The sequence below is a fragment of the Candidatus Villigracilis affinis genome (genome assembly GCF_016705895.1).
Taxonomy (GTDB): domain Bacteria; phylum Chloroflexota; class Anaerolineae; order Anaerolineales; family Villigracilaceae; genus Villigracilis; species Villigracilis affinis.
This window is the reverse complement of record NZ_JADJKT010000004.1, coordinates 164,563-191,294: the sequence shown is the minus strand read 5'-3', so window position 1 is coordinate 191,294 and position 26,732 is coordinate 164,563. Positions and strand designations below refer to the sequence as shown.

The window sequence follows — 26,732 nt, the reverse complement described above, 5'->3', positions numbered from 1 at the left end:
ATAAAAGTTTATCCGCGTTCATCCCTTTCGTTTATGGTGAATGGTTTTCGTACGATCGCATCCGTCATCTTCGCAACACGCGCCATCTCTTTCACATCATGCACACGAATAATATCCGCGCCGCGCGTAATGCCCACTGCCACCGTCGCCGCCGTGCCTTCCACACGCTGGTCAGCGGGCAGGTCGAGCGTGAAACCAATAAACGATTTGCGGGATGTCCCCAATAAAACGGGATATCCCAACTTGCGGATTTCCCCCAGCCGATCGATCAACTCGAGATTATGCTCGCGCGTCTTTCCAAAGCCGACGCCTGGATCCAAAATAATATGCGACTCAGCAATTTGGGCATTCTTCGCCAGTGCCACACATTCGAGCAATTCCCGTTTCACATCTTCCATTAGATTCTGATATTCCGAACCTGCATACGCTCCCCCCAACTTCTCGCGGACTTCCACACTGGCGGGGTTGCTGCGATTGTGCATCAAAATGACAGGCACCTTATATTTCGCAGCCACGGAAGCAAGCCCATCATCGGCACGCAGCCCCCAAACATCGTTGACGATCCGCGCACCAGCCTTGATCGCTTCTTCAGCCACTTGCGCCTTGTAAGTATCGATTGAAATGAGCGCATCAGGGAAATTTTGTTTCAACGCCTGCACAATGGGAATCACACGTTCCATCTCATCATCCGCATTGACAGGAGCGGAACCAGGCCGCGTCGATTCACCGCCCACATCCAGAATGTCGGCACCCGAGGCCAGAAATCCCCGCGCCTGCTCAACAGCAGTATTTATCGCATCCCCTTTGGCAATGAGACCATCACCAGAAAACGAATCGGGAGTCACATTCAGAATTCCCATCACATACGTACGGGAACCCCAATTGAATGTAAAACTCCCGATCTTCAAAAAAGGTGAATTCATAAAACTAAAGACCTGACAGGTTTCTTGAGCTCCGTCAGGTCTTTTTACTAGATCTGATCCAATGGGCGGGCGAGCCAGGCTTCGGCTTCGTTGATATCCGCAAATATTTTCATGGCAGAGGCTGTGCCTGCCAGCGCAAGCGCCGCCACACTGCGGATCGCATCCGCAACAGACTGGTCGGCCACCACCACCGCCACACGGATATTCCGCGCGGATGGGTCGCTGTTGGCATCCACCGCCATGCGAATGGCTTTTTCAGGGATCTCCTTCACGCTGCGCAGGTCATACAAATTGCGCGTGCGGCGGTCTGAACCAAGCAAATGTTCCAGCGCAAATTCATGCCAGTGAGCCAGCGTGGCATCCGAAAGATCGGTAAAGGTCAGGGTCATGCCGCCATCGCCGCGGCGGATCACGGAATAACCGACATCGGTTGCCGGGGTCCAATTTAGTGGTTTTGATTCAGTCATGGGTCTCTCCTGTTCGATTAAATATGATTATAACGCAGGCAAATATCAAGGGTTGGAAAATTACATGATTGTAGGGGAATCGAAATCTTTCATTTTTCCAATCACATGCTATAATGCGGTTCTCACGGGCGCTTAGCTCAGTTGGTTAGAGCACCTCGTTTACACCGAGGGGGTCGGGGGTTCGAGTCCCTCAGCGCCCACAAAATATCCCATTTTCATGGGATATTTTATTTAACCGAGTGACAGGGGTTCGAGCGCTCCGCGTCAGCCCCACAAAATATCCCATTTCCATGGGATATTTTTATTTACCCGAGCGATAGGGGATCAAACGCTCCGTGTCAGCACTGATGGCCCTCTGCTATAATCTCAGCTATGATTCTCATCACAGGCGCCACTGGTTTTATTGGTCGTACGCTGGTGCGTCAGCTCTCTTCCATTGGATATCCGCTGCGGGCATTGATCCGCCCTTCGCCGCGGACGCCGAACCTGCCAAAAGGCGTGCCCGTGGAAGTGGCGGTGGTGAGCCTTGCCGATAAACGCGGTCTGCGCGCAGCCATGCGTGACGTGGAAGCCGTCATCCACCTTGCCAGCGCAGAAAATCAGGGCAGCCGCGGCAATCTTTTAACTGCCGATATTCAAGGCACCGAGAATATCGTCGAAGCAGCATCAGATGCGGGCGTGGATCGAATCGTGTATCTCAGTCATATCGGCGCGGCACGTTCATCGGGTTATCCCGCATTCAGGGCAAAAGGCATCGCCGAGGAGCATATCCGCAATGGGAGGGTTCCGTATACGATCCTGCGCTCTTCACTTGTGTATGGACCTGAAGACCATTTCACGAACAATCTTTCAAGGTTGATCCGCGCATCTGTGGGTATATTCCCGATCCAATCCGGCGGGCGGACCGTGGTGCAGCCTGTGTGGGTGGAAGATCTGGCGACGTGCATTTTGTGGTCGCTTGAAAATGAAAACACACTCAACAGGGTGTATGAACTCGGCGGCAGTGAATTTTTCACGCTGCAACAGATCATCGAAACTATCATGGATGTGACTCACAGGCGGCGCGTTCTCGTGCCGCTTTCACCGATCACACTGCGTGCGATCACCGTATTTCTCGATGGCGTGATTCCCAACTTCCCCATTTCATCTTTCTGGCTCGATTATTTCGCCGTCAACCGCACCTGCGCCGTGGATTCGATGCCGCGCGTGTTCGGACTCATGCCCGCGCGTTTTACCTACCGCCTTGATTACCTCATTCATAAGCCGTGGTATCAACGCGCATGGAATACCCTTACTGAAAGAATTGCGGCGCTCCGCCCACGATAACCATGAAAAACTTCAACATTCGCCTGATCGAAACACCCGAAGAAATGCGCCTCGTGGAGGAATTACAGCGCAATGTGTGGCCCGGCTCCGAAACCGATGTGGTGCCATTGCATATGCTCATCACCGCCGTTCATAATGGCGGGCTTGTGCTTGGCGCATTCATCGAGGAAAAGATCGTCGGGTTTGTGTTTGGCTTTCCCGGCCTTGAAGCCACTGCCGATGGTCCACGCCCGAAACATTGTTCACACATGATGGGCATTCATTCCGATCACCGCGATGACGGGGTTGGTTTTGCGCTCAAACGCGCGCAATGGCAGATGGTTCGTCATCAGGGCCTCGACCATGTCACCTGGACGTACGATCCCCTGCTCAGCCGCAACGCTTATCTCAACATCGCAAAACTCGGCGCGGTCTGCATCACCTATCGCCGCTCTGAATATGGCGATATGCGCGATGGGCTCAACGCAGGCCTGCCCTCCGACCGCTTTCAAGTGGATTGGTGGATCAACACCCCGCGTGTGGAAAGAAGACTCAGCAAACGGCCGCGTCCCACCCTCAAGCTGACTCACGTTGCCAGCTCGGGATTGCACCCGTTCTATCCGCTTCGCACTTCGACCGATGGCCTGTCCCAGCCGCCCGAGCATGTCCCAGCCTTTGAAGATCGTCTGCTGCTCGCCGAGATCCCCAGCGACTTTACCGCCCTCAAATCACAAGATTTCGCCCTCGCCCGCGACTGGCGATTCTTTACCCGCGAATTATTCGAAACCGCCTTCGAAAAGAATTTCATCGTTACCGATTTTGTCTTCGACCCAAACAACGGCAACCCGCGCGGACTCTACATCCTCACGCACGGCGAAAGCACATTGGACGAATTCGAGTAGCAGTGCATCGCACTGTTGGGTTAACGCATGAGGCGCCCTTACGGGCGCCTCAGCGGTTGGATGGGGAGAGTATCAGTTGATTATGCAGAAACGGTTTGTTTTCTACCTCCGCACAGATTGGGAATTGCTGCCTTCGCTATGTCCCATCGCGGTCATGCCAATGGGGTGATAGGTGGGTTCGGGACGGTTGACGCCATAGTTCGGCGACACTGGAGCGGGTCGCGGCTTGGGTGCAGGACGCGGATAATTTTGATTGTTTGAACTTGCGCCCATCGCTGCGGGGCGATACACAGGCTGCGATGAAGCGGCAGGACGCGGCGAATTATTTTGATATGCACTGGCGGCGGGTCGTGCGTTCGATTCAGCCAGCGAGAAGAGACGCTCTCCAGCGATGGAGAAAGTGCCAATGATCAGCACACGGATCAACCAGACCATCACAGCTACAAAGATGGGTACGGCTTTCATCATCACCGCCTGTCCGACCAATGAGCCGCCTTCAGCGTTGTGATTGAGGATCGCCACCGAAACGCCCCACCAGGTGAGCATGGCATTGAAGCCAGCCGCCAGCAGCCACGCGCCGAAGAGATACCAAACCTCTGTGGGTTCGTCACGACCCTGTTCGGGGGTAAAGATGCGGGCAATACCGGCAAAGTCGATTCCGCAAAAGGCAAAGGCGAGGATGGCAGACCATTGAATACCAGCGAATTTCAAATTGCCAAGCACGTCCTGCAAGGCGAAGGATGTCGTACCGAAATTGAACAACTCAAAGGCAAGCAGGGCGCTGATAAGAATGCTGCCGAAGATCGCGCCGCGTTTGAGGGATGCGCTTTTCAGAAAGGGAAGCAGTTTCAATTGAAGATTAAGGGAACGGTTCATGGGAATTCTCCTTTTTTTGGAGCCCTGCACCAGGCGAGGCCAACTGCCCCTAATATAGAACAAGTGTTCTAAAATGTCAAGAGAGATTCATTGCAAGTTTATGATTTCCCCAAAATTACGTAAATGATAGGAGGAGATGGAAATCCATCTCCTCCTCTTCTTTCTCATACTTCCTTTGGCCTGCCCACTGGAGACCAATCACATCTCGGTATTTTTATTTTTTATCCACAGGTTCAACAGGCGGGTGCACGGGCACGGCATCCGATGAAGTCTCAATAATCACATCATCCTGCGTTTCGGTCGAAGTTCCGCCAGACGGGTTGTTCTTTTTCTGCTGTTTGAGCCGCAACTTCTGCTCTTTCTTGCGTTTCTTGTCCATTTCTTTTTTACGTTTCTCGAATTGATAGTTGACTTTTACCAAAGGTACATCCTTTCATGGGGGTAGGATTGATTTGTTGAAATCATTATAGCACCCCTATCCTCGATACGGCTCCTCCTGAACAACATGACCATACACGATCTTCAAAAACAGGGCGGGCACAAGCCACTCGAAACCGATCACAGGGTGGAAGATATATAAATTTACCAGCACCGCCAGCATGATGATCCCCAGCGCGGCGGGCCTCCGCAAGTAAAGCGGAAGCCGTAAAACAACCACCGTGGAAACGAGCAGGGCAAAATACCAAAAAAATCCATACCCAAAATCCAGTTTTCCGAACAAAACGCCGACGATCACAGTATGGACGTGAAAAGCAGTAAACGCAAAATGATTCTTCGCGAGGCCGGTAAACCCGGTTTCCTCAGGTTTGACGGGCGAATGATAAAACCGTTTGCAGCTATTCAACGCATTCGCCACCACACCGCCGAGCACATCCAACGCAAGCAGGGCGGCAACCGCAAATTGCCACCACGCCCACGGAATGGAATGCGTCCACACCACCCAGCCGAGAATGGCTGTGCCGAGCAGGCCGAAAACCCAAACGATGGTTTGTTCCGCAACGGTTGCGCCCGTGCCAAAAAATCCGTCGGGCATGCCTGAATAACTCCAGTCAATTTTCGATTGTTCACCTTGCATGATTATTTCTCCTTGATCTTTTTTGATTATAGATTGATTTGGCAAAGTGCTGAGTCATGGATACAATACATCCATGTCATCGCTTGCGGATAAACTCAAATCGCTCGGTGTGAAGACGGGCACAGCGGATCTCCCCGCGCCCAAGCCTGCCAGCCAGTCTATTGACTCGGTCGTGGCTGGGACATTTTTCACGACCCCGTACGGCGAGGCATTCGTTGCAGAGCAAACTTTCAGCGAAGATTACCTGCACGGAAAAACATCGTACGCTTCCTCTTTTCCGCTTTCCATCATTTCCAAATGGGCGAACGACCCGCGCATCGCGGAACTGCCGATCAATAAGTTCGCCTTTCTCGATACCGAAACCTCAGGCATGGCGGGCGGCACAGGGACATATGCCTTCCTCATCGGTGCAGGACGATTTGTAGAGGGCAGGTTCGTTTTGCAGCAATTCTTTTTGCGCGACCCATCCGAAGAACCTGCCATGCTCGAAGCGTTGATCCATTTTCTCGCGCCGTGTGAAGCGCTGGTGACTTTCAATGGAAAATCCTTCGATGCACCGCTGCTCGTCACTCGCTATTCATTGCATCGCATTCCCGTTCCATTCAAGAATTACCCGCATCTCGATCTGCTGCCGCTTGCGCGGCGGTTGTGGCGCGACAGACTCCCCTCACGCGCATTGAAATATCTCGAAGAGCATGTACTTGGCTTTACGCGCACCTCCGAAGAAGTGCCAGGCTATGAGATCCCCTGGCTGTATTTTGATTACCTGCGCACAGGCAATGCCAGCCCAATGGCGGGCGTGTTCTATCACAACGCCATGGACGTGGTTGCGATGGCGGCGCTGCTGGCGCACGTCAGCGAGTTGCTTGCCGACCCATACAACGGCCGCGTGGAGCACGGACTCGATTTCATCGCACTCGGCAAATTATTCGAAGACCTCGGCCACTGGGATGAAGCCGCCCGTCTGTTCGAGCGTGGACTCGAGTTTGGGTTAAACGAATCAGATTTCGGCGTGGCAGTGAAGCGGTTGTCCATCCTGCAAAAAAAACGCGGTGACGTCGATCAAGCCCTCAGGTTGTGGGAGCAGGCTGCGGAGCGCGGTCATATCTATGCCCACATCGAACTGGCAAAACATTACGAGCATAAAATGCGCGATGCAAAGACCTCGATCAAATGGGCAAAGTCAGCACGCAAGGAAGTGGAACGTGCCGACCTGCCTGCCTACATCCGCAAGCACTGGCTCGCTGAAATAGATCATCGGCTGGAACGTTTGGAGCGCAAAGCAGGTTTATAATCGGGTATCGTTTATTGAAAGGAGTATTCAAATGGAAATTACTGTTTCACAAGAGCAAGGCCGCATCTCTGTTTCCGTCATAAAACTGACAGGACACCTGGACGGGCAGACGTATGAATCTTTGATATCGAAGGCTCGCGAAATTGTTGAAGCCGGTTCGCGAAACATCCTGCTCGACCTCGGCGAGTTGACCTACATCTCCAGCGCCGGTTTGGTTTCCCTGCATACCATTGCGTTGATGACACGCGGTGAGGAACTGCCCGATCTTGAGCATGGCTGGTCCACGCTGAAATCGATGGATCGCACCCGTGACGGCGGCCTGCAGAAGAATCTCAAGCTGCTCAACCCGCGCCCCGAGATCACCAGCGTGCTGGATATGGTCGGCTTTGCCGCCTTCTTCGAGACCTTCACCGACAGGCAAAAGGCGATCGATTCTTTTTAGTTTTCAAGTTTTCCTTCAGCGATGCAGCGTCCAACTGCATCGCTGTTGATTCAGAGCGATGTTGGGCAATTTAAAAACCGAGGCAGCATGAAAAAGAAAAATATTGGCAACCTTACCCTTATCATTCTTGTTGTATTAACCGCCCTCATCTGGCTCATCTTTCCGCCTGTAAGGGAAGGGGCTGAACATTATGAGCGCGCCTATGCCGGGGAAGTACTCGGCTCGCTGGTGATCGTGCTGATGTCTTTTTCGTTGTTCATTTCCACACGCCCGAAATGGGCCGAGCCCTTCTTCGGCGGGCTGGACAAGATGTACATGACCCATCGTCATACATCCACCAGTGCGTTCCTGTTGATGTTCGTACATCTGCTGACCGTGCCGATCACGCTCGTCAATTTGCGTGTTGGCAATTACCTGGCCATGACTGCCTTTCTGGGAATCGTTGCCATCGTTTTGCCAACCCTCGCTCCCCGCATTCCATTTTTGAACAAACTCACCGGCCAAACCTATGAAGGCTGGAAAAAACTACATCGTTTTATCGGTATCTTTTTTATTCTCGGCTTTGTTCATTCATTGACTGTCAATGCGCCCAGCGCCAAGGTTGCCATCACCTGGACCCAGAACTTCTTCATCCTCGGCACACTTTCCTATCTTTATACAGAAGTCTTCGGCAGGTTCTTTAAAAAATATCTTCCTTATACTGTCGAAGCGGCCAATCATCCAAATAATTCCACCACCGAAGTTGTGCTGCGCGCCAAAAAGGATCCCATTAAAAATCAAAAGGCGGGGCAATTTCTTTTCGTGCGTTTCGCAGGCAGCGGGTTGGATGAATCGCATCCCTTCACCATTTCCAGCGCGCCGCATGAAAACGTCCTGCGAGTCACCATCAAAGCCTGCGGAGATTTCACCCGTCATCTTTTTGCGAATTTGAAGGCTGGCACAGAAGCCACCATCGAAGGCCCCTATGGGATGTTCGATTACAAGAGCAGCGGGCCCAGGCAGATATGGGTTGCAGGCGGGATCGGCGTTACGCCATTTCTCTCGTTCATTCGGGACCTGAAAACTGACCCTGCCTTCGATGTGGATTTTTACTACACTGTGAGACACCGCGAAGAAGCCATCTTCGTGGAGGAAATTCAGGAAGCCGCGAAAAAATATCCGCGCTTGAAGGCGTACATCCGCTTTTCATCCACAGACGGTTCATTGAGCGTGGATGAGATCGCAAAAAATGCAGGCGGAAATATCAGCCAACATCATATTTACATGTGCGGTCCGCTGCCCATGGTACAGGCCTTCGAAACGAAGTTCATCGAAATGAAAGTTCCTTCGGACAACATTCATTATGAGGAATTCAATTTCAGGTAAAATGCATTCAGCCCTTTGACCCAGGAGAATCCCATGCAAATTAGAATCACCAAACAGGAATGGCGCGTTTCCGTAACCATCATGCATCTCTCCGGCAATCTGGATGCATCCAACTATATCGAAGTCATCGAAAAGGCACAGGAGCTGTATGCTGGCGGGACTCGCGATGTGCTCATTGACTTGAGCGGAGTTCCCTACGTAAGCAGCGCCGGGCTGATGTCATTGCACACCGTGGTGTTGATCTTTGCGGGCCAATCGATGTATTCAAAAGAAACAGGCCGTCCATCCTTTCGTGCGATCAATGCAGAACGCGATGGGGCTGTGCGCCAGCATGTGAAGTTATACGGTCCACAGCCAGATGTAGAGCAGGTATTGGATGTGGTCGGCTTGAAACAATTCTTTGATGTTTATTCCGACCTTGAAACTGCGGTCAAATCTTACTAACTGAAATCATGTAAAGCATACAAAACACAAATATTTCCTCCTTCTCGGCCAATCAAGACCAAAGAAGGAGGAAAACATTTTTTATACAAATCCATCCTCTAATCGTGTAAGACCATCCGCAAGGTTTGCGTCCAGAAAACGAAAGAAACCAATCATTTTGTGAGGGCATATGTCAAAAAAGAGAAATCGAAATACAACCACCCGCAGCGGACTCTCCGCTTTTTTACGCAAGCCCGCCGGTCAACTGACCGTGGTGGCGGTCGCCATCATTGTGATCGTTCTGATCGCATTATCCGGACAGGGCAATCAGGGATTGGCACGTGAAGTCAACACAGACCAGGCTTATCAGATGTACCAAAGCGGCGTATTCGTCGTGGACGTGCGTACACAGGAGGAGTGGGACGAATACCATGCGCCGAACACCACGCTGATCCCCCTCGATCAATTGCAAAACCGCCTGGCTGAGATCCCAAAGGATCGTGAAATTCTGGTGGTCTGCCGTTCGGGAAATCGCAGCCAGCAGGGACGCGATATCCTGCTCGCGGCAGGATACAACGCCACCAGCATGACCGGTGGATTAAAAGAATGGTACGCCAAAGGATATCCGATCGAAGGCGCGCCAGCCCAGTAGAAAAACAAACTCCCTTGCAAAAGGGAGTTTTCATTTTTGTATTGTCCACAAAGACAAATGGGATGGATAATTGGACCCTATCGACTTCACAACTTTATTAAAAGGAGAATTGAACATGAAGAACAGGTCATTGATCTTATCGTTGCTGATCATCACAGCCCTCACCTTGGGCGCATGTGGGTATCAAGTAGAAGAGCCGCATCCCGTTGAAGCGCCACACTGGACATATGAAGGCGAGGAAGGTCCCGAGCATTGGGGCGAGATCGACCCAGCCTATGCAGTCTGCGGCACAGGTGCGAGTCAATCACCGATCGATATTTCCGCACCCGCAGAGAAAGACCTCTCGAATATTTCATTCCATTATCAACCCAGCGACATGAGCATTTTGAACAACGGGCACACTGTTCAAGTGAATTACGATGCGGGCAGCTACATCGAATTGGACGGCACCCGCTATGACGTGGCGCAATTCCACTATCACGCTCCCAGCGAGCACAGTGTGGACGGAAGATCATTCGCCGCGGAGATCCATATCGTCCACAAAAACGCAGAAGGAAAACTCGCAGTCGTTGGCATTCTGCTGGAAGAGGGTGCAGAGAATACGGCCTTTGATCCATTCGTCAATAATCTGCCCGCCGAAAAATCGGATGCCAAAGATACCGGCATCAAGATCAACGCCTCTGATCTTCTGCCTGTGGTACAAACCACCTTCCGCTATAGCGGCTCTCTCACCACCCCGCCCTGCTCCGAAGGTGTGAGCTGGCTGGTGATGACCACCCCGGTTGAAATCTCTGCAGCGCAATTGGAAAAACTGGCAGGGTTATTCGAAGGCAACAACCGCCCGGTGCAGGAACTCAATAACCGCACGCCGCTTGAAGACAGCACGCCATAAATCGAAGTGTGTCACACCTCTTTCACGGCATCTGTTAAGTAAAAAAATTGCCACTATGCTAAAATATAAGCAATGAAAGCCCAACTCCCACACCCGGAACACTATTCATATCTGGTGCACCGTAAACAGCGCAATACACAAGTTATCCTGCCTGTCATACTGTCTGCACTGTTGATGATCGGCATGGTCGTTCTGATCTCGTTCGCCACCTTCAAATCGGACGGCGATGTGGGACGCTGGGCCGCCATTTCCACCATCTGGATCATCATCCCCATTTTGCTTGCAGGGTTAATCGTACTTGCCTTGCTCATTGGCGGCATTTACCTGATGGCTCGTGCACTGGGCGCATTGCCACACTACACCGGCATTGCACAGGATTATGCCTACAAGGCACGCGGCTACATCATCCGCGGCGCAGACATGGCCGCAAAACCCATCCTTGCCATCAACGATCTCATCGAAAATATAAAAGCATTTCTTGGAAGGATCAGCACCCCATGAACAACAGCAGAACCATTTTGTTTGGCACATTGATCGGCGCAGTCACCGGCCTCGTTGCCGCCATACTTCTCACCCGCCGCGCGGAGAAGAACGAACGCGAAACCGCCCTCACCAGCGGCGAAGGACTCAAACTCGGCGTGCTGGTCTTTGGCCTGCTGCGCGCCATCGCTTCACTGGGCGATGACTAAATAAATAGATTCAACAACGAACGGAGACCGAGGACTTATATCCTCGGTTATTTTTTTATGGATACAATTTCCCGCATCACATTCCGCCGATTCCTGCTCGGCCAACAAGGGCTTTGGCCCGGCCGACGGTTCAAAGGGCTGGCTGGCACCACTTCCGCCATTCAGCAAATGGAAGGCATTCAACTCGACCCGCTCAACATCGTTGCGCGCAGTCAGGAGATCGCGCTGTTCGGCCGTGTTCTTGATTTCAAGCTCGAACATCTTTATCAGGCTGCGTATGAAAAGCGCAGTTTTTTCGATTACGGCGGCTGGTTGTTCATGTATCCCATGAGCGAATTCCCATACTGGCGTTTGCACATGAAACACCGCAAAGAGCAGGGCATTTATTATCACGAAGCGTATCAACAACCGCCCGCAAAACTATTAAATTCAGTATTGAATGAAATACGTACACGCGGCCCGCTGGGAAACCGCGATTTTAGCGGCGAGGCGCTTAAGAGCTGGAGCTATCGCGGGCGGAAGGAAGAGTCGATTGCGCTGTTCTATTTGTGGCTGATCGGTGAAGTGATGATCTCCAACCGCAAAGGCTTTGACCGCATTTACGACCTGCGTGAACGCGTCCTGCCTGAAAAATATGATTACACCGTACCCGATTCAGAAGCCGAGGATTTTTTCAGCCGCAAGACCATTGCACAACTCGGCCTCGCGCGTGAAAGCATATGGCGCACGGGTCTGGCAGGATTCATTCATCGCGATGTTTCGCGGGAGGAAGGCAAAAAGCGCATCGAACAACTCATCGAACAAGGCATTGCATCGAGGCTGCGCGTGGAAGGCTCAAAGGACGGATATCTCGTTTTAAACAGCGACCAGTCCCATCTGTCTGATCTTGAAGCGGGGCGTATTCCCAAAAAATGGAAACCGTTGGGACCATCCACAAATGAAGAGGTTACATTCCTCGCCCCGTTGGAAATGGTCAGCGCACGCGGACGGGCCAAAGTGGTTTTCGATTTTGAATATCTTTGGGAAGTATACAAGCCGCTGCATCAGCGCCGCTGGGGATATTACACTCTGCCGATTTTATACGGCGACGATCTCGTAGCGCGTCTCGACCCGAAGCTGGACCGCCAAACCGGCACGCTCCACATTTTGGGGTTTTGGCTGGAGGACGATGCGCCAAAAGATGAGGCATTTGCCAGCGCGCTTGCGAACGGATTAACCCGCTTCGCAAACATGGTCCGCGCCAAAAAGGTGGATGTCAGCGCGATCAAGCCGCTCAAACTGCGTGCTTACCTGAAGGCGAATATCCGCTTATAGAATCGCAACCAACGCAGGCTAAAAATGCCTGCGTTGGTTTTTATCATGAAATGACATCCTTCCCAGCGGTGACTTTATGATACAAAAGAGGGAAATATACGAATTGACGCAATATGTAAATCCGTATAGTATTAATCGGGAAACCTCAAAGGTCAGAGAATAACAGCCACACGCCAACACAGAATATCGAATGTAAAAGGATGAATTCGATGACTCAAAACATACATCCAAAATCGAAAACAAAATCGGAGGATGAAAAGCGAACCTTTTACCTGCTTTTCATGGGGCATTCCACCCCCATGTATGTTTATGACCTGCAAACATTGAAAATTCTGGAAGTCAACAATGCTGCGCTGGAAAAATATCGATACTCGCGGGATGAGTTTTTATCGTTAACGGTCCGCGATATGATTCAGACGGGGGAGGATGTGCCTTTCTCTGCCAATGGGAAAAACAACGGGCAGGATCCACACTATGCTGGAACGTTACAGCACAAATGCAAAAATGGGGAGAGCATCGACGTGGAATACACAATCCACATCATCGATTTCAACACGCGCAAAGCCGCACTGGTAATGACAAGGGATATTACCGAAACCAAATTTCAGGAAAGCAAAACCGACTCGGATGTTGAGTTGCGGGCCCTTTTCGCTTCGATGCAGGATGTGGTGCTGGTCATCGACCGCGATGGAATCTATCGCAAGGTGGCTCCCACGAACTCGGACCTGTTGATCAAGCCCAAAGGCGAATTGCTGGGTAAACACCTGAGAGAGTTCTTTTCCACTGAACGAGCCGCTTTTTTTCTTGACTCGATCAGGCGGGTGTTGGAGACCCGTCAGTCTGTACATATTGAATACGATCTATCCATTGACAGCCAGCCGACATGGTTCGCCGCGTCCATCTCTCCGATGGATGACATCAACACATTATGGGTGGTGCGCGACATCACCGAGCGCAAACTGGCAAGCAAGGCCCTGCAGGAATCCGAGGAACGCTATCGCTCGCTGTTCGACCGAATGATGGATGGAATTTATCGCAGCACACACGAAGGAAAATTCGTGGATGTAAACCCGGCCATGGTAAGAATGTTCGGCTATTCCAGCAAGGAGGAAATGCTGGAAATGGACATCAAATCCGAGCTTTATTTTGACGCCGAGGAAAGAGGTACGCATAAACTGGATACCGGTGATGGGGAAACGGACATCTACAGGCTGCGCCGCAAGGACGGCTCCGAAATATGGGTTGAGGATCGTGGTTCCTATAGTTACGATGACCATGGGAATGTGACCTTTCACGAGGGGACACTGCGCGACGTCACAGCCCGCAAACACGCAGAGGAAGCCCTGCGCAGTGCAAAGGCCTCTCTCGAAAAAACGAACCAGGAACTTGAACGTGTGCTCCTGCGCGAGCAGCAACTGGCCCGCACCGACGGCCTGACCGGACTGTACAACTATCGCTATTTTTTTGAGCTTGCCACACGCGAATTTAATATCGCCATGCGCTATCGTCGTCCGCTTTCCATTTTGATGTTCGATACCGATGATTTCAAAAAGGTCAACGACACGCTCGGGCACTCCGCCGGGGACAAGATCCTCGCGTTGGTTGCGCAGGCCACGGCGGCGCAGATGCGGTCGGTGGATATCCTTGCCCGTTACGGCGGCGATGAATTCATCATCCTGCTTTCGCAGACCAGCGCAAAACAGGCATATCCCATCGCCGAACGCATTCGCAACAGCGTTGCAGGGATGAAGATGCCATCGGAGAAGGGAACGGTCTCTGTCACGCTGAGTATTGGCATTGCGGAAATACAATATGAACCAGCTGACGAAAGTGTTGAGCATATTGTCCAGCGCGCAGATAAGGCACTATACGCCGTTAAACAAGCGGGGCGTAACCGCGCCATGATTTACGATCCATCTGTGAACGGAGCAGCCTGATGAGCGGACAAAAGCCATCACGGAAATCTGTTCGCTTTTCCGATGAGGAGAGTTTCAGCCTGTTATTCGAAAATCATCCCGTCCCCATGTGGATCCATGATTCAAAAACGCAGGCGATCATCGACGTCAATGAAGCAGCGTTGACAAAATATGGTTACACCCGCGACGAATTTCTCGCATTGTCCGTCAGGGATATTCGCATCATGCAGGATGAAGACATCACAGACTCACTGCCGCCATCCGGGGAATGTCGTCATTACAAAAAAAATGGGGAGGTTATCGATGTTGCAGTCATTACGCACAAATTGAATTATGGAAAAATCGAGACCGTACTGGTAATGGCTCAGGACATCACCGAACGAAAGCGTGCCCAGAATGCCTTACATGAAAGCGAGCAGATTCTCAAGGAATCGCAAACCATTGCCGGCATCGGCAGTTATGTGCTTGATCTCAACACAGGCACGTGGACAAGTTCAGCCGCCCTCGATCAGATATTCGGCATAGATGAGTCGTACAACCACTCCATCGAAGGGTGGCTCAATCTTATCCATCCGGAACAACAACAGGAGATGAGCGATTACTTTATCAATGAGGTCGCAGGCAAACGTACCCGCTTCGACAGGGAATACAGGATCGTACGAAAAAACGATCAGGCGGAACGTTGGGTGCATGGACTGGGTGAACTGGAAATCGACTCTCAGAATAATCTTTTAAAAATGCATGGGGTCATTCAGGATATTACGAAACACAAACAGGCCAAGGATGCACTGCGTCGTCAATTGAACAACCTGAACAGTCTTTATCAAATGACGGCCATCATCGGTCAGACTTCATCCGTGGAGGATATATACGAAGCTGCCTTGAACAGTCTGCAAAGCATGCTTCTCACAGATCGCACAGCCATCCTGTTGCTGGACCAGAATGGCGTAATGCGTTTCAAGACGTGGCACGGCATCTCTGAAGAGTATCGAAACGCTGTGGAAGGTCATTCACCCTGGGATGTCAAAGCGATCGACCCTCAACCATTTCCTGTACCCGATGCGCGGAAGGAACCGAGCCTGACCGCTTTGCTGAATGCTCTGGAGCAGGAAAACATAAGGAGCCTGGTCTTTATTCCGCTCATCAATCAGGGGCACCTGCTGGGCAAGTTCATGATCTACTACAACGAGCCTCATGTGTTCACCAACGAAGAGATCCAACTTGCTCAAACCATTGCCCGTCATGTGACGTTTGCGATCTTACGCAGGCAATCGGAAGATGAATTGCATCTGCGAAGTTCGGTGCTAAATGCCGCCGCCAATGCCATTGTCATCACGAACATAGATGGCATCATCGAATGGGTCAATCCGGCCTTCAGCACATTAACCGGGTATACGCTGGAAGAAGCCGTGAACAAAAATCCACGCGATATTGTAAAGTCGGGCGAGCATGACAAGGGTTTCTATCAGAATATGTGGAAAACAATTCTCTCCGGCAAGGTCTGGCACGGAGAAATGGTCAACCGTCGCAAGGATGGCAGCTTCTACGACGAAGAACAAACCATTACTCCGCTGAAAAATGCAAACGGCGAGATCACCCACTTCATTTCGGTAAAACAGGATATCACCCCACGCAAACAGACGGAAAAGATCGTAAATCAGTGGCTCGCTGAACAAAACACCCTGCATCAGGTCAGCCAGTCCCTGCTTTCGGTCCATCTTGACCCGGACATGATCTATTCCACCCTGCACGAGGCAGTGCTTCAGATCATGCCTTGCGACGCATTCACGATTGTTATGGATGATAAAAAGAACGGCGATTATCACGCCGTTTACCTGTACGATATGGAAAAGCGCTACCCATCGCGCCACATTCCACACGGGCAGGGACTAAGTGAAAAGGTCATTTCCAACGGCCAGACATTGTTCATCCACGACGACATGGAAGCCAACACACCTGCCGTCCACTTTGGATCTTCAACGCCGGTGCGTTCGATCCTTGCCGTGCCTTTGCGAAAACATCGCGATACGATCGGCATGATCTCAGTGCAGTCATATCAGCCCAACGTCTATGATGAACGTCACCGCGTCCTGCTCGAAACATTGGCCGCACAGGTTACGACCGTGATCGAAAATGCCAGCTTGTTTGCTGAAACTCGTCAACGGTTAGTGGAATTGGAACTGCTCTACGAAAGCGGACTTGTACTTAACCAGTTATTGAATCCAAGGGAGTTGGGGGCCAAGATCGTCGAGTTGTTGGAACAAAAACTGGGCTGGCACCACATCACGGTTCGCCTGGTGCATCCACAGGACGGCAGCCTTGAACTACTGGCATTCAATCAGCCGGGTTTGAAGGACGAAGCCGAACAACATGAAGTAGCCGAGCGATTCCAAACGCTGATCTCCCGTGTAGGTCAGGGAGTGAGCGGTTGGGCTGTCGAGCACAAGCAGGTGGTGCGTTCAAATGATCTACCCCATGATCCACGCTATATCGATACCTATCCCGGCCTGCAATCCGGGCTCTACGTACCCATGAAACTGGGTGACCGCATCATTGGCGTCATCAGCATCGAAAGTGAGCAGCCGAACGCTTTCAGTGAAGCGGATGAACGCCTGGCTGCCACATTGGCGAACCAGGCCGCCAGCGCGATCGAGAATGCACGCCTGTTTGACGCGGAAAGAAATCAACACCAAATGTCAGATGCCCTGCGCGATGCATTGAAGGCCGGCGCATCCATGAGTACAAGCCTTGATTTTGAAACCATCCTGGACCGCCTTCTGGAAACCATCAAACGCATTGTGCCTTTTGAAGGCGGCACCATCATGGTCATTCAACCTGAACAGAAGAAGATCTCCATCGCAAAAATGCATGGATACAAAGTCTTGAATAAGGAAATGATCGAAAAAATTTCAAGCTTCAGTTTCGAAATATCCTCCGCTGAAAACCTGCGCTGGTTGATAGAAAATAAACAACCCATGTTCATTTCAGATGTGCGGCAATATCCCGGCTGGGTACGGATTCCAGAATCCGAATTCATCCGCTCGTGGCTGGGCGCACCGATCATCGTCAACAATGAAGTTATTGCGCTCTTTTCGCTCGACAGCATTGAGCCAAATTTCTTCACAAAAGAACACGCCGAATTATTACAAGCCTTTACCGGGCAGGCCTCTTTAGCGCTGCAAAATGCGCGCTTGTTCAATGAAACCGCGCAACGGGCACGGGAGTTCGCTTCGCTGTACGAAACCAGCAGTACTCTTTCCATAGAGAATGAACTGGAAGTCCTCTTACAAAATATTGTAGAAAAAGCCAAGGAGATGTTGAAATCCAACTCAAGTGGCATTTACCTGTATCATCCGGAGAATGAAGAACTCGAATTATCGGTGATCACTGCAACCTACACGTCCACAGGCGTTCGTCTGCACCTCGGCGAAGGCGTAGCAGGGTGGGTGGCAAAAAATCACCAGCCATTACGGATAGATGATTACTCCAAATGGGAAAACCGCTCGAAAAAATATGAGAGTGTTCCCATTCGCGCTGTTCTCGAAGTGCCGATGCTGTACGGCGGTGAGTTGATTGGCGTGCTGACAGCCGACGAGATCGGCGATTCTGAACGGAAATTCACCGAAGCCGATGAACATCTGCTTTCCCTGTTCGCATCTCAAGCCGCTGGTGCCATTCATTCGGCGCGTCTGCGTGAACAGACCTCTCGCCGCGTGGATCAGCTGCAGGCTCTGCATGCGATAGACCGGGCCATCTCATCCTCCTTTGACCTGCGCCTCATCCTCAATACGGTCATATCCCAAACCATCACCCAGCTAAATGTGGATGCCGCCGACATCCTTCTTTTCAATCCCTATCTGCAAACTCTGGAATATGTGTCGGGGCAGGGCTTCCGCACACGCAGCATTGAGCAAAGTCGTTTGCGTCTTGGCGAAGGCCACGCCGGGCGGGTCGCACTCGAACGCACCGTCGTCCATATTCCAAATTTATTCGAGGCAGAAGCCGGTTTCGCACGTGCGGCCCTTTTATCCAGCGAAAGTTTTTTGGAATATTATGGGGTTCCGTTGATAGCCAAAGGTGAGGTCAAAGGCGTTCTCGAAGTATTCCATCGCACTCCACTGCACGCCAGCCCCGACTGGCTGGGGTTTCTTGAAACTCTCGCCGGGCAGGCAGCCATCACGATCGATCAAACCCAACTTTTCGACGACCTGCAGCGCGCCAACCTCGAATTGATCATCGCCTACGATACGACCATCGAAGGCTGGTCACACGCGATGGATCTGCGCGATGAAGAGACCGAAGGCCATACCAGGCGCGTTACAGAAATGACTCTTGCACTCGCCAAAAAAATGGGCATCAATGACGATCAAATGCTGCATATCCGCCGCGGTGCTTTGCTGCACGATATCGGCAAGATGGGCATTCCAGACAGAATTCTGCTCAAAGAGGAAAAACTTACAGAAGCAGAATGGAAGATCATGCGTCAGCATCCAAATTATGCACACGACATGCTTCAGCCGATCAAATACCTGCGAAAATCGCTGGATATTCCATACTGTCACCATGAAAAATGGGACGGCACAGGTTATCCGCGCGGATTGAAAGGCGAGCAGATACCGCTTGTGGCGCGCATCTTCGCCATCATCGACGTTTGGGATGCCGTCACCATTGATCGCCCCTACCGCAAAGCATGGACCAAGCAAAAAGCCCTCAAATACATCCGTGAGCAAAGCGGAAAGCATTTCGACCCGGTCATTGTCGCCGCATTTCTGGAGATATTCGATAAGAAGGAATCTCCTGCCTCCACAGGCAAAACAAAAAAACGCCCGCCCAATACATGATAAGGAACTCCAGGACTCAAGCTTCTGGATGGATTACAATTGCGCCCATGACCTACCGACATTTCAAATACGAGGGCTGGCTGTATGCACTGGTGTTCCTTCTTGCACTGGCAGTCCGCACCATTCAACTCGGCGCCATGCCTCTCACCGACTCGGAGGCCGCTCCTGCCTTGCAAGCCCTGCACATCACTCAGGGTCTAAAACCAACGCTTAGCCCGCATCCCTTTTACATTCTTTCCACATCGATTCTCTTTTTTCTTTACGGCAGCGGGACGAATTTCCTCGCCCGTTTTGCGCCAGCCTTAATTGGCAGTCTCCTCGTCCTTGTCCCGATCCTCTTCACAGAACGGATCAAACCCCGCCCGGGCCTGATCCTTGCCCTTTTCATTGCTTTTGACCCGGGCATGGTCGCCCTGTCACGTCAGGCGGCGAGTCCCATTTTTGCGATCACGTTCCTGCTCATTGCCCTGGGCTGCTTCGATAAAAATAAATTGAATCTCGCGGGCATCTTCACCGCCTTCGCTCTCCTGAGCGGACCTTCCGTATGGCTGGGGCTCATCGGCATTGCGATTGCATGGGCGATCTATCGGGGAGTCCAATCTCATCGTCCCGCCGAACCTGCCACAGTTAATGTAAAAGAAGCGCTTGTTCCTTTCGTCGTCACTTTGTTTGTGGCTGGCACACTCTTCTTCATCGTCCCCAATGGACTCAGTGCAGCGTTTTCATCCATTCCCGAATTCTTCACACGCTGGACGGCCGTCTCAGATTTTCCTGCGTCCCGTTTTCTGATCTCGCTGGTTGTTTATCAGCCGCTTGGCATTCTACTCGCCATCATGGCCCTCATTCGCGGGTGGCGGCACGGAAGCCGACGCATTATTTCGTTGAGTCTGTGGTTCATCGTTGCATTGCTGCTTGCCATTTTCATTCCATCGCGCGAGATCAGCGACATTGCCTGGGCGCTCGTGCCTCTGTGGGCATTGGCCGCGCTGGAACTCACCCGCAATATTCACATTTTCGCAGAAGAACGTAACGAGATCATCGGCGTTGTTTTTCTAACCGCATTTATCTGGGCGTTTGCCTGGCTCGATTTCTCCGGCATGATCTGGATCCCCAGCGGCACACGTGAATACCTGATGCGCTTCTGGCTTTTGATAGGCGCCCTTCTTTTGATCGTCATCAGTCTTCTGTTGGTGGCGGCGGGTTGGTCGATCCGCACGGCTCGCATCGGCGGCGTGTGGGGATTGGCGCTCGTACTCGGCGCGCTCGGCCTGGGTGGAACTTTTGGCTCAGCCGGTCTACGCGGATTGGATCACCCGGAGATCTGGTGGTCTTCTCCCATCCCGATACAGGCAGACCTACTCAAAGCCAGTGTAAGTGACCTCTCTGAATGGGGCATGGGCAATGACAACATGGCGCCCGTGGTCATCGCCGGGTTGGACTCTCCCGCACTCGAATGGGCCTTGCGTGAGCATCAGGTGCAAGTCGTTGAATCGCTGGATGTTTCCAGCGCGCCCTACCTTGTTGTGACCCCGCTTCAAAACGACCCCGCGCTTTCTTCCACCTATCGTGGACAGGACTTCACCTGGCGCAAAACCTTTTTATGGAATGAAACCCTGCCGCAGGATTGGATCCGCTGGGTGACTCTGCGTGAAATACCGCAGACCGGTGAATCGATCATCCTTTGGGCGCGTGACGATCTCTTTCTAAACTCCTCCAATCAGAACAGTCCGTAAACAGCAGAAGGACAATGACAAACAAACCCACCCCATCCATTATCGCTCTCGACGGCCCTGCTGCATCGGGCAAATCCACCCTTGGAAAAAAACTGGCCGACTCTCTCGGCTATCTTTTCTTCGATACCGGCGTCATGTACCGCGCCATTACCTGGATCGCGTTGCAACACGATATGAACCTGCGCGATGAGGCTGCGATCACACAGCTTGCACAAAACGCACAGATCGATATCCGCCCTCCATCAAAGGATGATGGACGTTCCTGTGATGTGATCATCGGCGAAAAGGACGTCACCTGGGATATGCGCGGCGAGGAAGTGGATGCAAATGTTTCCGTGGTTTCCGCCTATGCCAACGTACGCAAGGCTCTATCTGAACAACAGCGCCGCATCGGCATGCGCGGAAAAGTCGTCATGGTCGGGCGGGATATCGGCACTGTTGTTTTACCGGATGCCGATCTCAAGATCTACCTCGATGCCAGCGCAGAGGAACGTTCCAAGCGCAGATACAATGAGATCATCGCGCGCGGCGAACCTGCCGACTACGATGAGATCCTCAGAAAAGTGATCGAACGCGACCGCATCGACTCGACCCGTGCCGTTGCCCCGCTGCGCCCCGCCGATGATGCGATCCTCATCGACTCGGATGAACTGGATGTAGAGCAGGTCTTTGCGCACGTTTTGAGTTTATGCAAATAAACGAGTACCGCATCCCATTCCGTATTCAAGTCAACCGCCTTTGGCTGCGATTCGGCATTCGTACATTATTCAAGATATTGGGAAGTGTAAAAGTTACGGGGAAAGAGAATATCCCGCTTGGCACGCCGTATGTCATTGCAATGAATCATATTTCGATCTTCGACCCGCCGCTGGTGGTCTGCTTTTGGCCGGAACAGCCCGAAGTGATTGGCGCAGCGGATGTCTTCGAGAAAAAGGGACAGGGAACCATCGTCTCCCTATATGGAGTCATCCCCGTTCATCGCGGGACTTATGACCGGACCCTGCTCGAAAAAATTCTCGTGATCCTGAAAACCGGCCGCCCGCTCGTGATCGCTCCTGAAGGCGGACGTTCGCACGAACCTGCCATGCGTCCTGCCATGCCCGGGGTGGGTTACATCATTGAGCATGCCGGGGTTCCCGTGATCCCCGTTGGGCTGGTGGGAACGACCGATGACTTCTGGCAGCGCTCAAAGCTATACTGGCGGGGACGCGGGGAAAAGCCGCAGCTTGAAATGCGCATCGGAAAACCGATCCACTTTCCTGCAATCAATGAAAAAGGCGCGGAACGCCGCGAGGCGAGGCAAAAAAACGCCGACCTGGTCATGCGTCACATCGCTGGGCTGCTGCCCCCGGAATATCATGGAGCCTACACAGGGCAGGCCATTTCCACATAAACAATGGAAAATCCGATCCCAAAACCAGTCAGCGAAATGTGGCGACCCGAGTTGGTGCGCTTGCCGGAAATGACTCGTGCCCGCCGCGCCTTTCGCGTCTTTGGGCATGGGCTGACAAAATTGGTCGCAGCCATTTGCATGAACGTTTCCACCGAAGGCATGGAAAATTTTCCGCGTAAGGCAGGGCCTGAGCCTTTGCTGGTGGTGATCAATCACCTTGGCGATTCAGACGTCCCGGCCTTGATCTCATCCCTGCCGTTTCCGCCGGATGCACTCGCAAAAATCGAACTGTATGACCTCCCTATCCTTGGAAAATTAATGGATTGGTACGGTGTGATTTGGCTGCATCGTGGCCGCCCCGATAAACGCGCCCTGCGCGCCGCTCTGGATGGGCTTGCCGAAGGCCGGGTCATCGTCATTGCACCTGAGGGCAGGTACTCACTTACCGGGGCATTGGAGGAAGGCAGCAATGGTGCGGCATTCCTCGCATATAAATCCGGTGCGGCAATCCTGCCGATCGCCATCACTGGCACTGAAAACGAGAATGTGTACGGGAATATAAAGCGATTCCGTCGTGCGCGGGTGCATGTCCGGGTGGGGAAAATGTTCAAGTTAGCTGGGCAGGCCCAGAGCGGAGTCCGAGGCGGGGCCGGGGAGAGGCAGGAGGTCATCGCGCAGGGAACACGTCAGATCATGGAGTCGCTGGCGGGTTTGCTTCCAGAAAAATATCGCGGGGCATATTCCTGACTCTGGTGCTTTCGTATGATGCACCCCACAATCTTGTAATTACAATTGTATTTGTTTGGGGCTATAATTCGATGAAATGGGATCTCTTTCCACGCTGCCGGCAAGCATCGCATTCCCCGCCCCTCCCACTCTTGCAGGATGGGCCGTGTGGTTGTCTTTGCTGGGAGTGCTGGCGTATGCGTTGTATTACTGGCGTGCCTACCAGCCCGCGTTGAAAAGAAATGATTGGGGACTTTTAATCGGACTTTTGCTCCTGACCGTAATTGCCAATATTTTTATTCTGAGGCCGTTCGCCTCCTCCGCCCGTCCTTTACCGAACCTGCCTGTGCAAGCCCCGGGGTCGGCGCTGATCGTTTTCTCGGCCATCCCCTGGCTGTTGAGCGGCGGACTGCTCGGGCCGATGGGCGCGGCAGCAATCGGCGCTTTCGCTGGACTCCTGCGCGGCACACTGGATTCCTATTCGCTGTTCTCACTTTTGGAATTCGCATTGATGGGCGCATGGTTTTCTGAAAATATGCGCCAGCGTTATCGCACACCGATCTATGGCTTGCTGCGTCAGCCGATCGTGTGTGCGATTTTGTTAATTCCAATTCACACTTTTTTCTATATCGTTATCGCGTTGTTCACCCAATGGGGTGTGGATATTCCTGCAACCGCGCGGCTTGATTTTGCACTGAGCAACACCTGGATCGTCACAGCGACCTTCGGCATTGAGATGCTGGTGGGCGGCATTGTGGCACAGATCATTTCCATGTCATTCCCCGCCGCATGGGGCGGAAAACAGCCTTTGCAGCCATCTCCCGGCGAAAAGAGTCTTGAGTCGCGCTTTTTATTCGCGGTGGGCACGTTCATCTCTCTTTTGCTGTTGACTCTGTTGATCGGTGATTGGGTCGTGGCCGGGCAGGCAGCGCGAGACATGCTGGAGGATCGCCTCACCAGTGCGGGCGAAGCGGCGGCGCAAAGCGTTCCGTTCTTCCTTGAGACCGGTCAAAACCTGGCGGTGCAGCTTGCCTCCGATCCGCGTTTGCTGGATGCCACCGGCGACGAACTGCATTCCATCATTGGTTCGCGCATTCAAGCTGTGCCATATTTCGACCAGTTCTTCGTTTTGGAAGCGAATAGCGAAGCTTTGCTTGCGGGCTATCCAGACGATGCGAACGCCAATTTCAAATTGTATCCAGATGAAAGCATTGGGCTGGTCCTCGCGGCAAACGGGGTGCTCACGCAGATCTATTCCATTCCGCCGATCACGCCGGAAGAATCCGCGCGTGTTTCATTTTTGGTCGGCATCGTGGATAATATTCGGCTCGGTACAACGCGTATTGATCGGCCGTACCACACTGAAAACAAATCCGTTGACCCTGCCTTTGATCGAAGGCATCGACAACATGAAGAATCTCAACGGCACAGGCTTCCTGCTGGATGAGAATAACCGCATCATTTATCACTCAGACACTGTGGAAATGGCCGCGACCTATAACGGTCAACGCAGCGCCGAAGCAATCTTCTATGACGACACCGCATCAGACGGGACCCGGCAACTGGTCTATTATCAACCGGTGACAGGCCGCCCCTGGGCAGTAGTGCTGACCGTCCCTGCACAACAGGCACAGCAGCTTGCGTTGAATATCGCCATGCCGCTTTCGTTGATGATCGTGATCCTTGCGATCGTGGCGATGATCTCCCTGCGTGTGGGTCTGCGCGTTGTGACTGGTTCTCTGCAAGGTCTCGCAACAGAAGCGAATCGCATCGCGCAGGGCAACTTCGATCATCCGCTTCAAACCGAAGGCGTGGATGAAGTTGGACAATTACGCCGCGCCTTTGAAAAAATGCGTTCCAGTTTGCAGGCACGCTTGAATGAGATCAACAGTCTGTTGCGCGTGAGTCAGGGCGTGGCCTCCAGTTTGGAAATGCAGGATGCGGTCAAGCCGGTGCTGGACGCGATCCTTTCCACGGGCGCGAATTCAGTGAGCGTAGTGCTCTCCCCAAGCATCCTCCCGGATACCTTCGTGGAGTTGCCATCACGTTTTGCGATGGGTACGGTCAAGGATATTTATGCCCATCTCGATGACCAGATCCTTGCGCTGGCGCAGAGTCAGGAAAAGGTGGTTTTGCCGAACCTTTCCCGTTCCCGCGAACTGGAACTGGACCCGTCCCTGCCGCAGCCTTTGGCGTTACTGGCAGTTGCTTTGCGTCATGAAAATCGTTACTACGGCGTGGTGTGGGCAGGTTTCGAACAGCCGCGCATGTTCTCTGATTCAGATATCCGTTTCATCACCACACTGGCTGGTCAGGCGGCGCTGGCTGTTGCAAATGCGCATCTCTTCCTGAACGTGGAAGCTTCGCGCCGCCAGTTGAAAGCCATTCTCAATTCCACACCAGACCCGGTGCTGGTGACCGATCACCGCAACCGTCTGCTGCTGACCAATCGCGCCGCTGCCATTGCGCTGGGACAATCTGAAGATACGACCAGCGATATCGGCCGAAAGACCGAGCAGGTCGTTAAGATCAGACCGCTGCTCGCCTTGTTGGAAAGCGCGACCACTGAAAATCAATCCACCGAGATCACACTGGCAGATAAACGCACCTATCTTGCAACCGCATCCGCGGTGATGGTGGAAGGCAAACAGATCGGGCGTGTGTGCATCATGCGCGATGTGACCCACTTCAAGGAATTGGATATGATGAAGTCGGAATTCGTCGCCACGGTGAGTCATGACCTGCGCTCTCCGCTGACGCTCATGCGCGGTTATGCCACCATGCTTGAAATGGTCGGCGAGTTGAATGAGCAGCAGCAGGGCTATGTCAAGAAGATCATCTCGGGCGTGGAGAATATGTCGCGCCTCGTCAACAACCTGCTCGACCTCGGGCGCATTGACCTCGGTGTCGGCCTGCAGGTGGAAAATGTCAGCGTGCTGGATATCATCGAGCGTGTGACTGGCGCACTGCAATTGCAAGCCAGCCAGAAGAATATCGCCTTGAACGTGGAACTCTCCAAAGACATGCCGCATGCCATTGAAGCGGATCAGGCGCTTCTACATCAGGCTGTGTATAACCTGGTGGAAAACGCCATCAAGTACACGCCAGAAAAAGAACGCGTCACCATCCGCACAGAAACGCAGCCAGGCAGCCTGACCTTCATTGTGGAAGATTCGGGGATCGGCATCGCCGCAGATGACCTGCCGCGCCTGTTCGAAAAATTCTATCGCGGCAAACAACGCGAAGCACGTGCCCAGCATGGCTCCGGCCTCGGGCTGGCCATTGTCCATTCCATTGCCACCAACCACGGCGGACGTGTCTGGGTGGATAGCGAAGTGGGCAAGGGCAGCACGTTCTATTTACAAATCCCGCTTGCACAACCCAAAGAAAACAAACGCATTGGTTCGTAGAACTTGAAACAAACAGAATGCGAAGGGCGCAAAGAAAGTTTTCTTTGCGCCCTTCATTGCTTAACCGTGATTCACGACGCCCTTTCCCCACATA

24 protein-coding genes and 1 tRNA gene are annotated in these 26,732 nt (G+C 52.5%); 20 read left to right on the top strand and 5 right to left on the bottom strand.

The features are described 5' to 3' along the window. Positions 1–8: 8 nt before the first annotated feature. Both folP and IPI86_RS02255 read right to left on the bottom strand, forming a co-directional pair. Positions 9–923 carry a dihydropteroate synthase gene (folP, locus tag IPI86_RS02260; RefSeq protein WP_345296355.1) on the bottom strand — a complete coding sequence of 305 codons (915 nt, stop codon included), beginning with the start codon at positions 921–923 and terminating at the stop codon, positions 9–11. Positions 924–970: 47 nt separating this feature from the next. After that, entirely contained in the window at positions 971–1,390 is a 420-nt protein-coding gene (locus IPI86_RS02255; protein ID WP_345296354.1) for a hypothetical protein, read from the bottom strand. Positions 1,391–1,516: 126 nt separating this feature from the next. Here IPI86_RS02255 and IPI86_RS02250 point away from each other — a divergent pair. The 3 genes from IPI86_RS02250 (at position 1,517) to IPI86_RS02240 (ending at position 3,597) form a co-directional block, all read left to right on the top strand. After that, a tRNA-Val gene (locus IPI86_RS02250) sits at positions 1,517–1,590 on the top strand. Between the two features lie 172 nt (positions 1,591–1,762). Then, entirely contained in the window at positions 1,763–2,716 is a 954-nt protein-coding gene (locus IPI86_RS02245) for an NAD(P)H-binding protein (RefSeq protein WP_345296353.1), read from the top strand. Between the two features lie 2 nt (positions 2,717–2,718). Next, a complete protein-coding gene (locus IPI86_RS02240) occupies positions 2,719–3,597 on the top strand; it encodes a GNAT family N-acetyltransferase (RefSeq protein WP_345296352.1) in 879 nt (292 codons plus the stop codon). 102 nt (positions 3,598–3,699) lie between these two features. Here the strand turns inward: IPI86_RS02240 and IPI86_RS02235 are convergent, their stop codons facing one another. The 3 genes from IPI86_RS02235 to IPI86_RS02225 form a co-directional block, all read right to left on the bottom strand. Next, positions 3,700–4,473: a hypothetical protein gene (locus IPI86_RS02235; protein WP_345296351.1), complete on the bottom strand. Its 774-nt coding sequence runs from the start codon at positions 4,471–4,473 to the stop codon at positions 3,700–3,702. 214 nt (positions 4,474–4,687) lie between these two features. Continuing rightward, the gene (locus tag IPI86_RS02230; protein ID WP_345296350.1) at positions 4,688–4,894 is read right to left on the bottom strand and encodes a hypothetical protein; all 207 of its coding nucleotides are present in this window, start codon (positions 4,892–4,894) and stop codon (positions 4,688–4,690) included. 54 nt (positions 4,895–4,948) lie between these two features. Further along, positions 4,949–5,548, bottom strand: a complete 600-nt coding sequence (locus tag IPI86_RS02225; protein ID WP_345296349.1) for a hypothetical protein — start codon at positions 5,546–5,548, stop codon at positions 4,949–4,951. Between the two features lie 73 nt (positions 5,549–5,621). Between IPI86_RS02225 and IPI86_RS02220 the strand changes: the two genes are divergently transcribed. The 17 genes from IPI86_RS02220 (at position 5,622) to IPI86_RS02140 (ending at position 26,638) form a co-directional block, all read left to right on the top strand. Continuing rightward, positions 5,622–6,842, top strand: a complete 1,221-nt coding sequence (locus tag IPI86_RS02220) for a ribonuclease H-like domain-containing protein (RefSeq protein WP_345296348.1) — start codon at positions 5,622–5,624, stop codon at positions 6,840–6,842. Positions 6,843–6,873: 31 nt separating this feature from the next. Continuing rightward, positions 6,874–7,284, top strand: coding sequence for an STAS domain-containing protein (locus IPI86_RS02215; RefSeq protein ID WP_345296347.1), 411 nt, complete (start codon positions 6,874–6,876; stop codon positions 7,282–7,284). 87 nt (positions 7,285–7,371) lie between these two features. Continuing rightward, positions 7,372–8,649, top strand: a complete 1,278-nt coding sequence (locus IPI86_RS02210) for an FAD-binding oxidoreductase (protein WP_345296346.1) — start codon at positions 7,372–7,374, stop codon at positions 8,647–8,649. A gap of 33 nt (positions 8,650–8,682) precedes the next feature. After that, positions 8,683–9,093, top strand: coding sequence for an STAS domain-containing protein (locus IPI86_RS02205; protein WP_345296345.1), 411 nt, complete (start codon positions 8,683–8,685; stop codon positions 9,091–9,093). 169 nt (positions 9,094–9,262) lie between these two features. Beyond that, on the top strand, positions 9,263–9,724 hold the full coding sequence (locus IPI86_RS02200) for a rhodanese-like domain-containing protein (protein WP_345296344.1): 462 nt from the start codon (positions 9,263–9,265) through the stop codon (positions 9,722–9,724). A gap of 115 nt (positions 9,725–9,839) precedes the next feature. Further along, on the top strand, positions 9,840–10,616 hold the full coding sequence (locus tag IPI86_RS02195) for a carbonic anhydrase family protein (protein WP_345296343.1): 777 nt from the start codon (positions 9,840–9,842) through the stop codon (positions 10,614–10,616). 72 nt (positions 10,617–10,688) lie between these two features. Further along, positions 10,689–11,117, top strand: a complete 429-nt coding sequence (locus tag IPI86_RS02190) for a hypothetical protein (RefSeq protein ID WP_345296342.1) — start codon at positions 10,689–10,691, stop codon at positions 11,115–11,117. After that, positions 11,114–11,305, top strand: a complete 192-nt coding sequence (locus IPI86_RS02185) for a hypothetical protein (RefSeq protein ID WP_345296341.1) — start codon at positions 11,114–11,116, stop codon at positions 11,303–11,305. The genes IPI86_RS02190 and IPI86_RS02185 overlap by 4 nt, the downstream gene beginning before the upstream one ends. Positions 11,306–11,362: 57 nt before the next feature. Further along, positions 11,363–12,619: a crosslink repair DNA glycosylase YcaQ family protein gene (locus IPI86_RS02180; RefSeq protein WP_345296340.1), complete on the top strand. Its 1,257-nt coding sequence runs from the start codon at positions 11,363–11,365 to the stop codon at positions 12,617–12,619. 209 nt (positions 12,620–12,828) lie between these two features. Then, positions 12,829–14,556 carry a sensor domain-containing diguanylate cyclase gene (locus IPI86_RS02175; protein WP_345296339.1) on the top strand — a complete coding sequence of 576 codons (1,728 nt, stop codon included), beginning with the start codon at positions 12,829–12,831 and terminating at the stop codon, positions 14,554–14,556. Continuing rightward, positions 14,556–19,376, top strand: a complete 4,821-nt coding sequence (locus tag IPI86_RS02170; RefSeq protein WP_345296338.1) for a GAF domain-containing protein — start codon at positions 14,556–14,558, stop codon at positions 19,374–19,376. Before IPI86_RS02175 ends, IPI86_RS02170 begins: the two co-directional genes overlap by 1 nt. Before the next feature lie 47 nt (positions 19,377–19,423). Next, the gene (locus tag IPI86_RS02165) at positions 19,424–21,109 is read left to right on the top strand and encodes a hypothetical protein (protein WP_345296337.1); all 1,686 of its coding nucleotides are present in this window, start codon (positions 19,424–19,426) and stop codon (positions 21,107–21,109) included. A 14-nt stretch (positions 21,110–21,123) separates the two neighbouring features. Further along, on the top strand, positions 21,124–21,807 hold the full coding sequence (gene cmk / locus IPI86_RS02160; RefSeq protein ID WP_345296336.1) for a (d)CMP kinase: 684 nt from the start codon (positions 21,124–21,126) through the stop codon (positions 21,805–21,807). After that, a complete protein-coding gene (locus IPI86_RS02155) occupies positions 21,798–22,502 on the top strand; it encodes a lysophospholipid acyltransferase family protein (RefSeq protein WP_345296335.1) in 705 nt (234 codons plus the stop codon). The genes cmk and IPI86_RS02155 overlap by 10 nt, the downstream gene beginning before the upstream one ends. Before the next feature lie 3 nt (positions 22,503–22,505). Beyond that, positions 22,506–23,249 carry a lysophospholipid acyltransferase family protein gene (locus tag IPI86_RS02150; RefSeq protein ID WP_345296334.1) on the top strand — a complete coding sequence of 248 codons (744 nt, stop codon included), beginning with the start codon at positions 22,506–22,508 and terminating at the stop codon, positions 23,247–23,249. A gap of 76 nt (positions 23,250–23,325) precedes the next feature. Continuing rightward, positions 23,326–24,675, top strand: coding sequence for a hypothetical protein (locus tag IPI86_RS02145; RefSeq protein ID WP_345296333.1), 1,350 nt, complete (start codon positions 23,326–23,328; stop codon positions 24,673–24,675). Continuing rightward, positions 24,638–26,638 (top strand): ATP-binding protein, encoded by a 2,001-nt coding sequence (locus IPI86_RS02140; RefSeq protein ID WP_345296429.1) that lies wholly within the window; start codon positions 24,638–24,640, stop codon positions 26,636–26,638. Before IPI86_RS02145 ends, IPI86_RS02140 begins: the two co-directional genes overlap by 38 nt. The last annotated feature ends 94 nt before the right edge of the window (positions 26,639–26,732 follow it).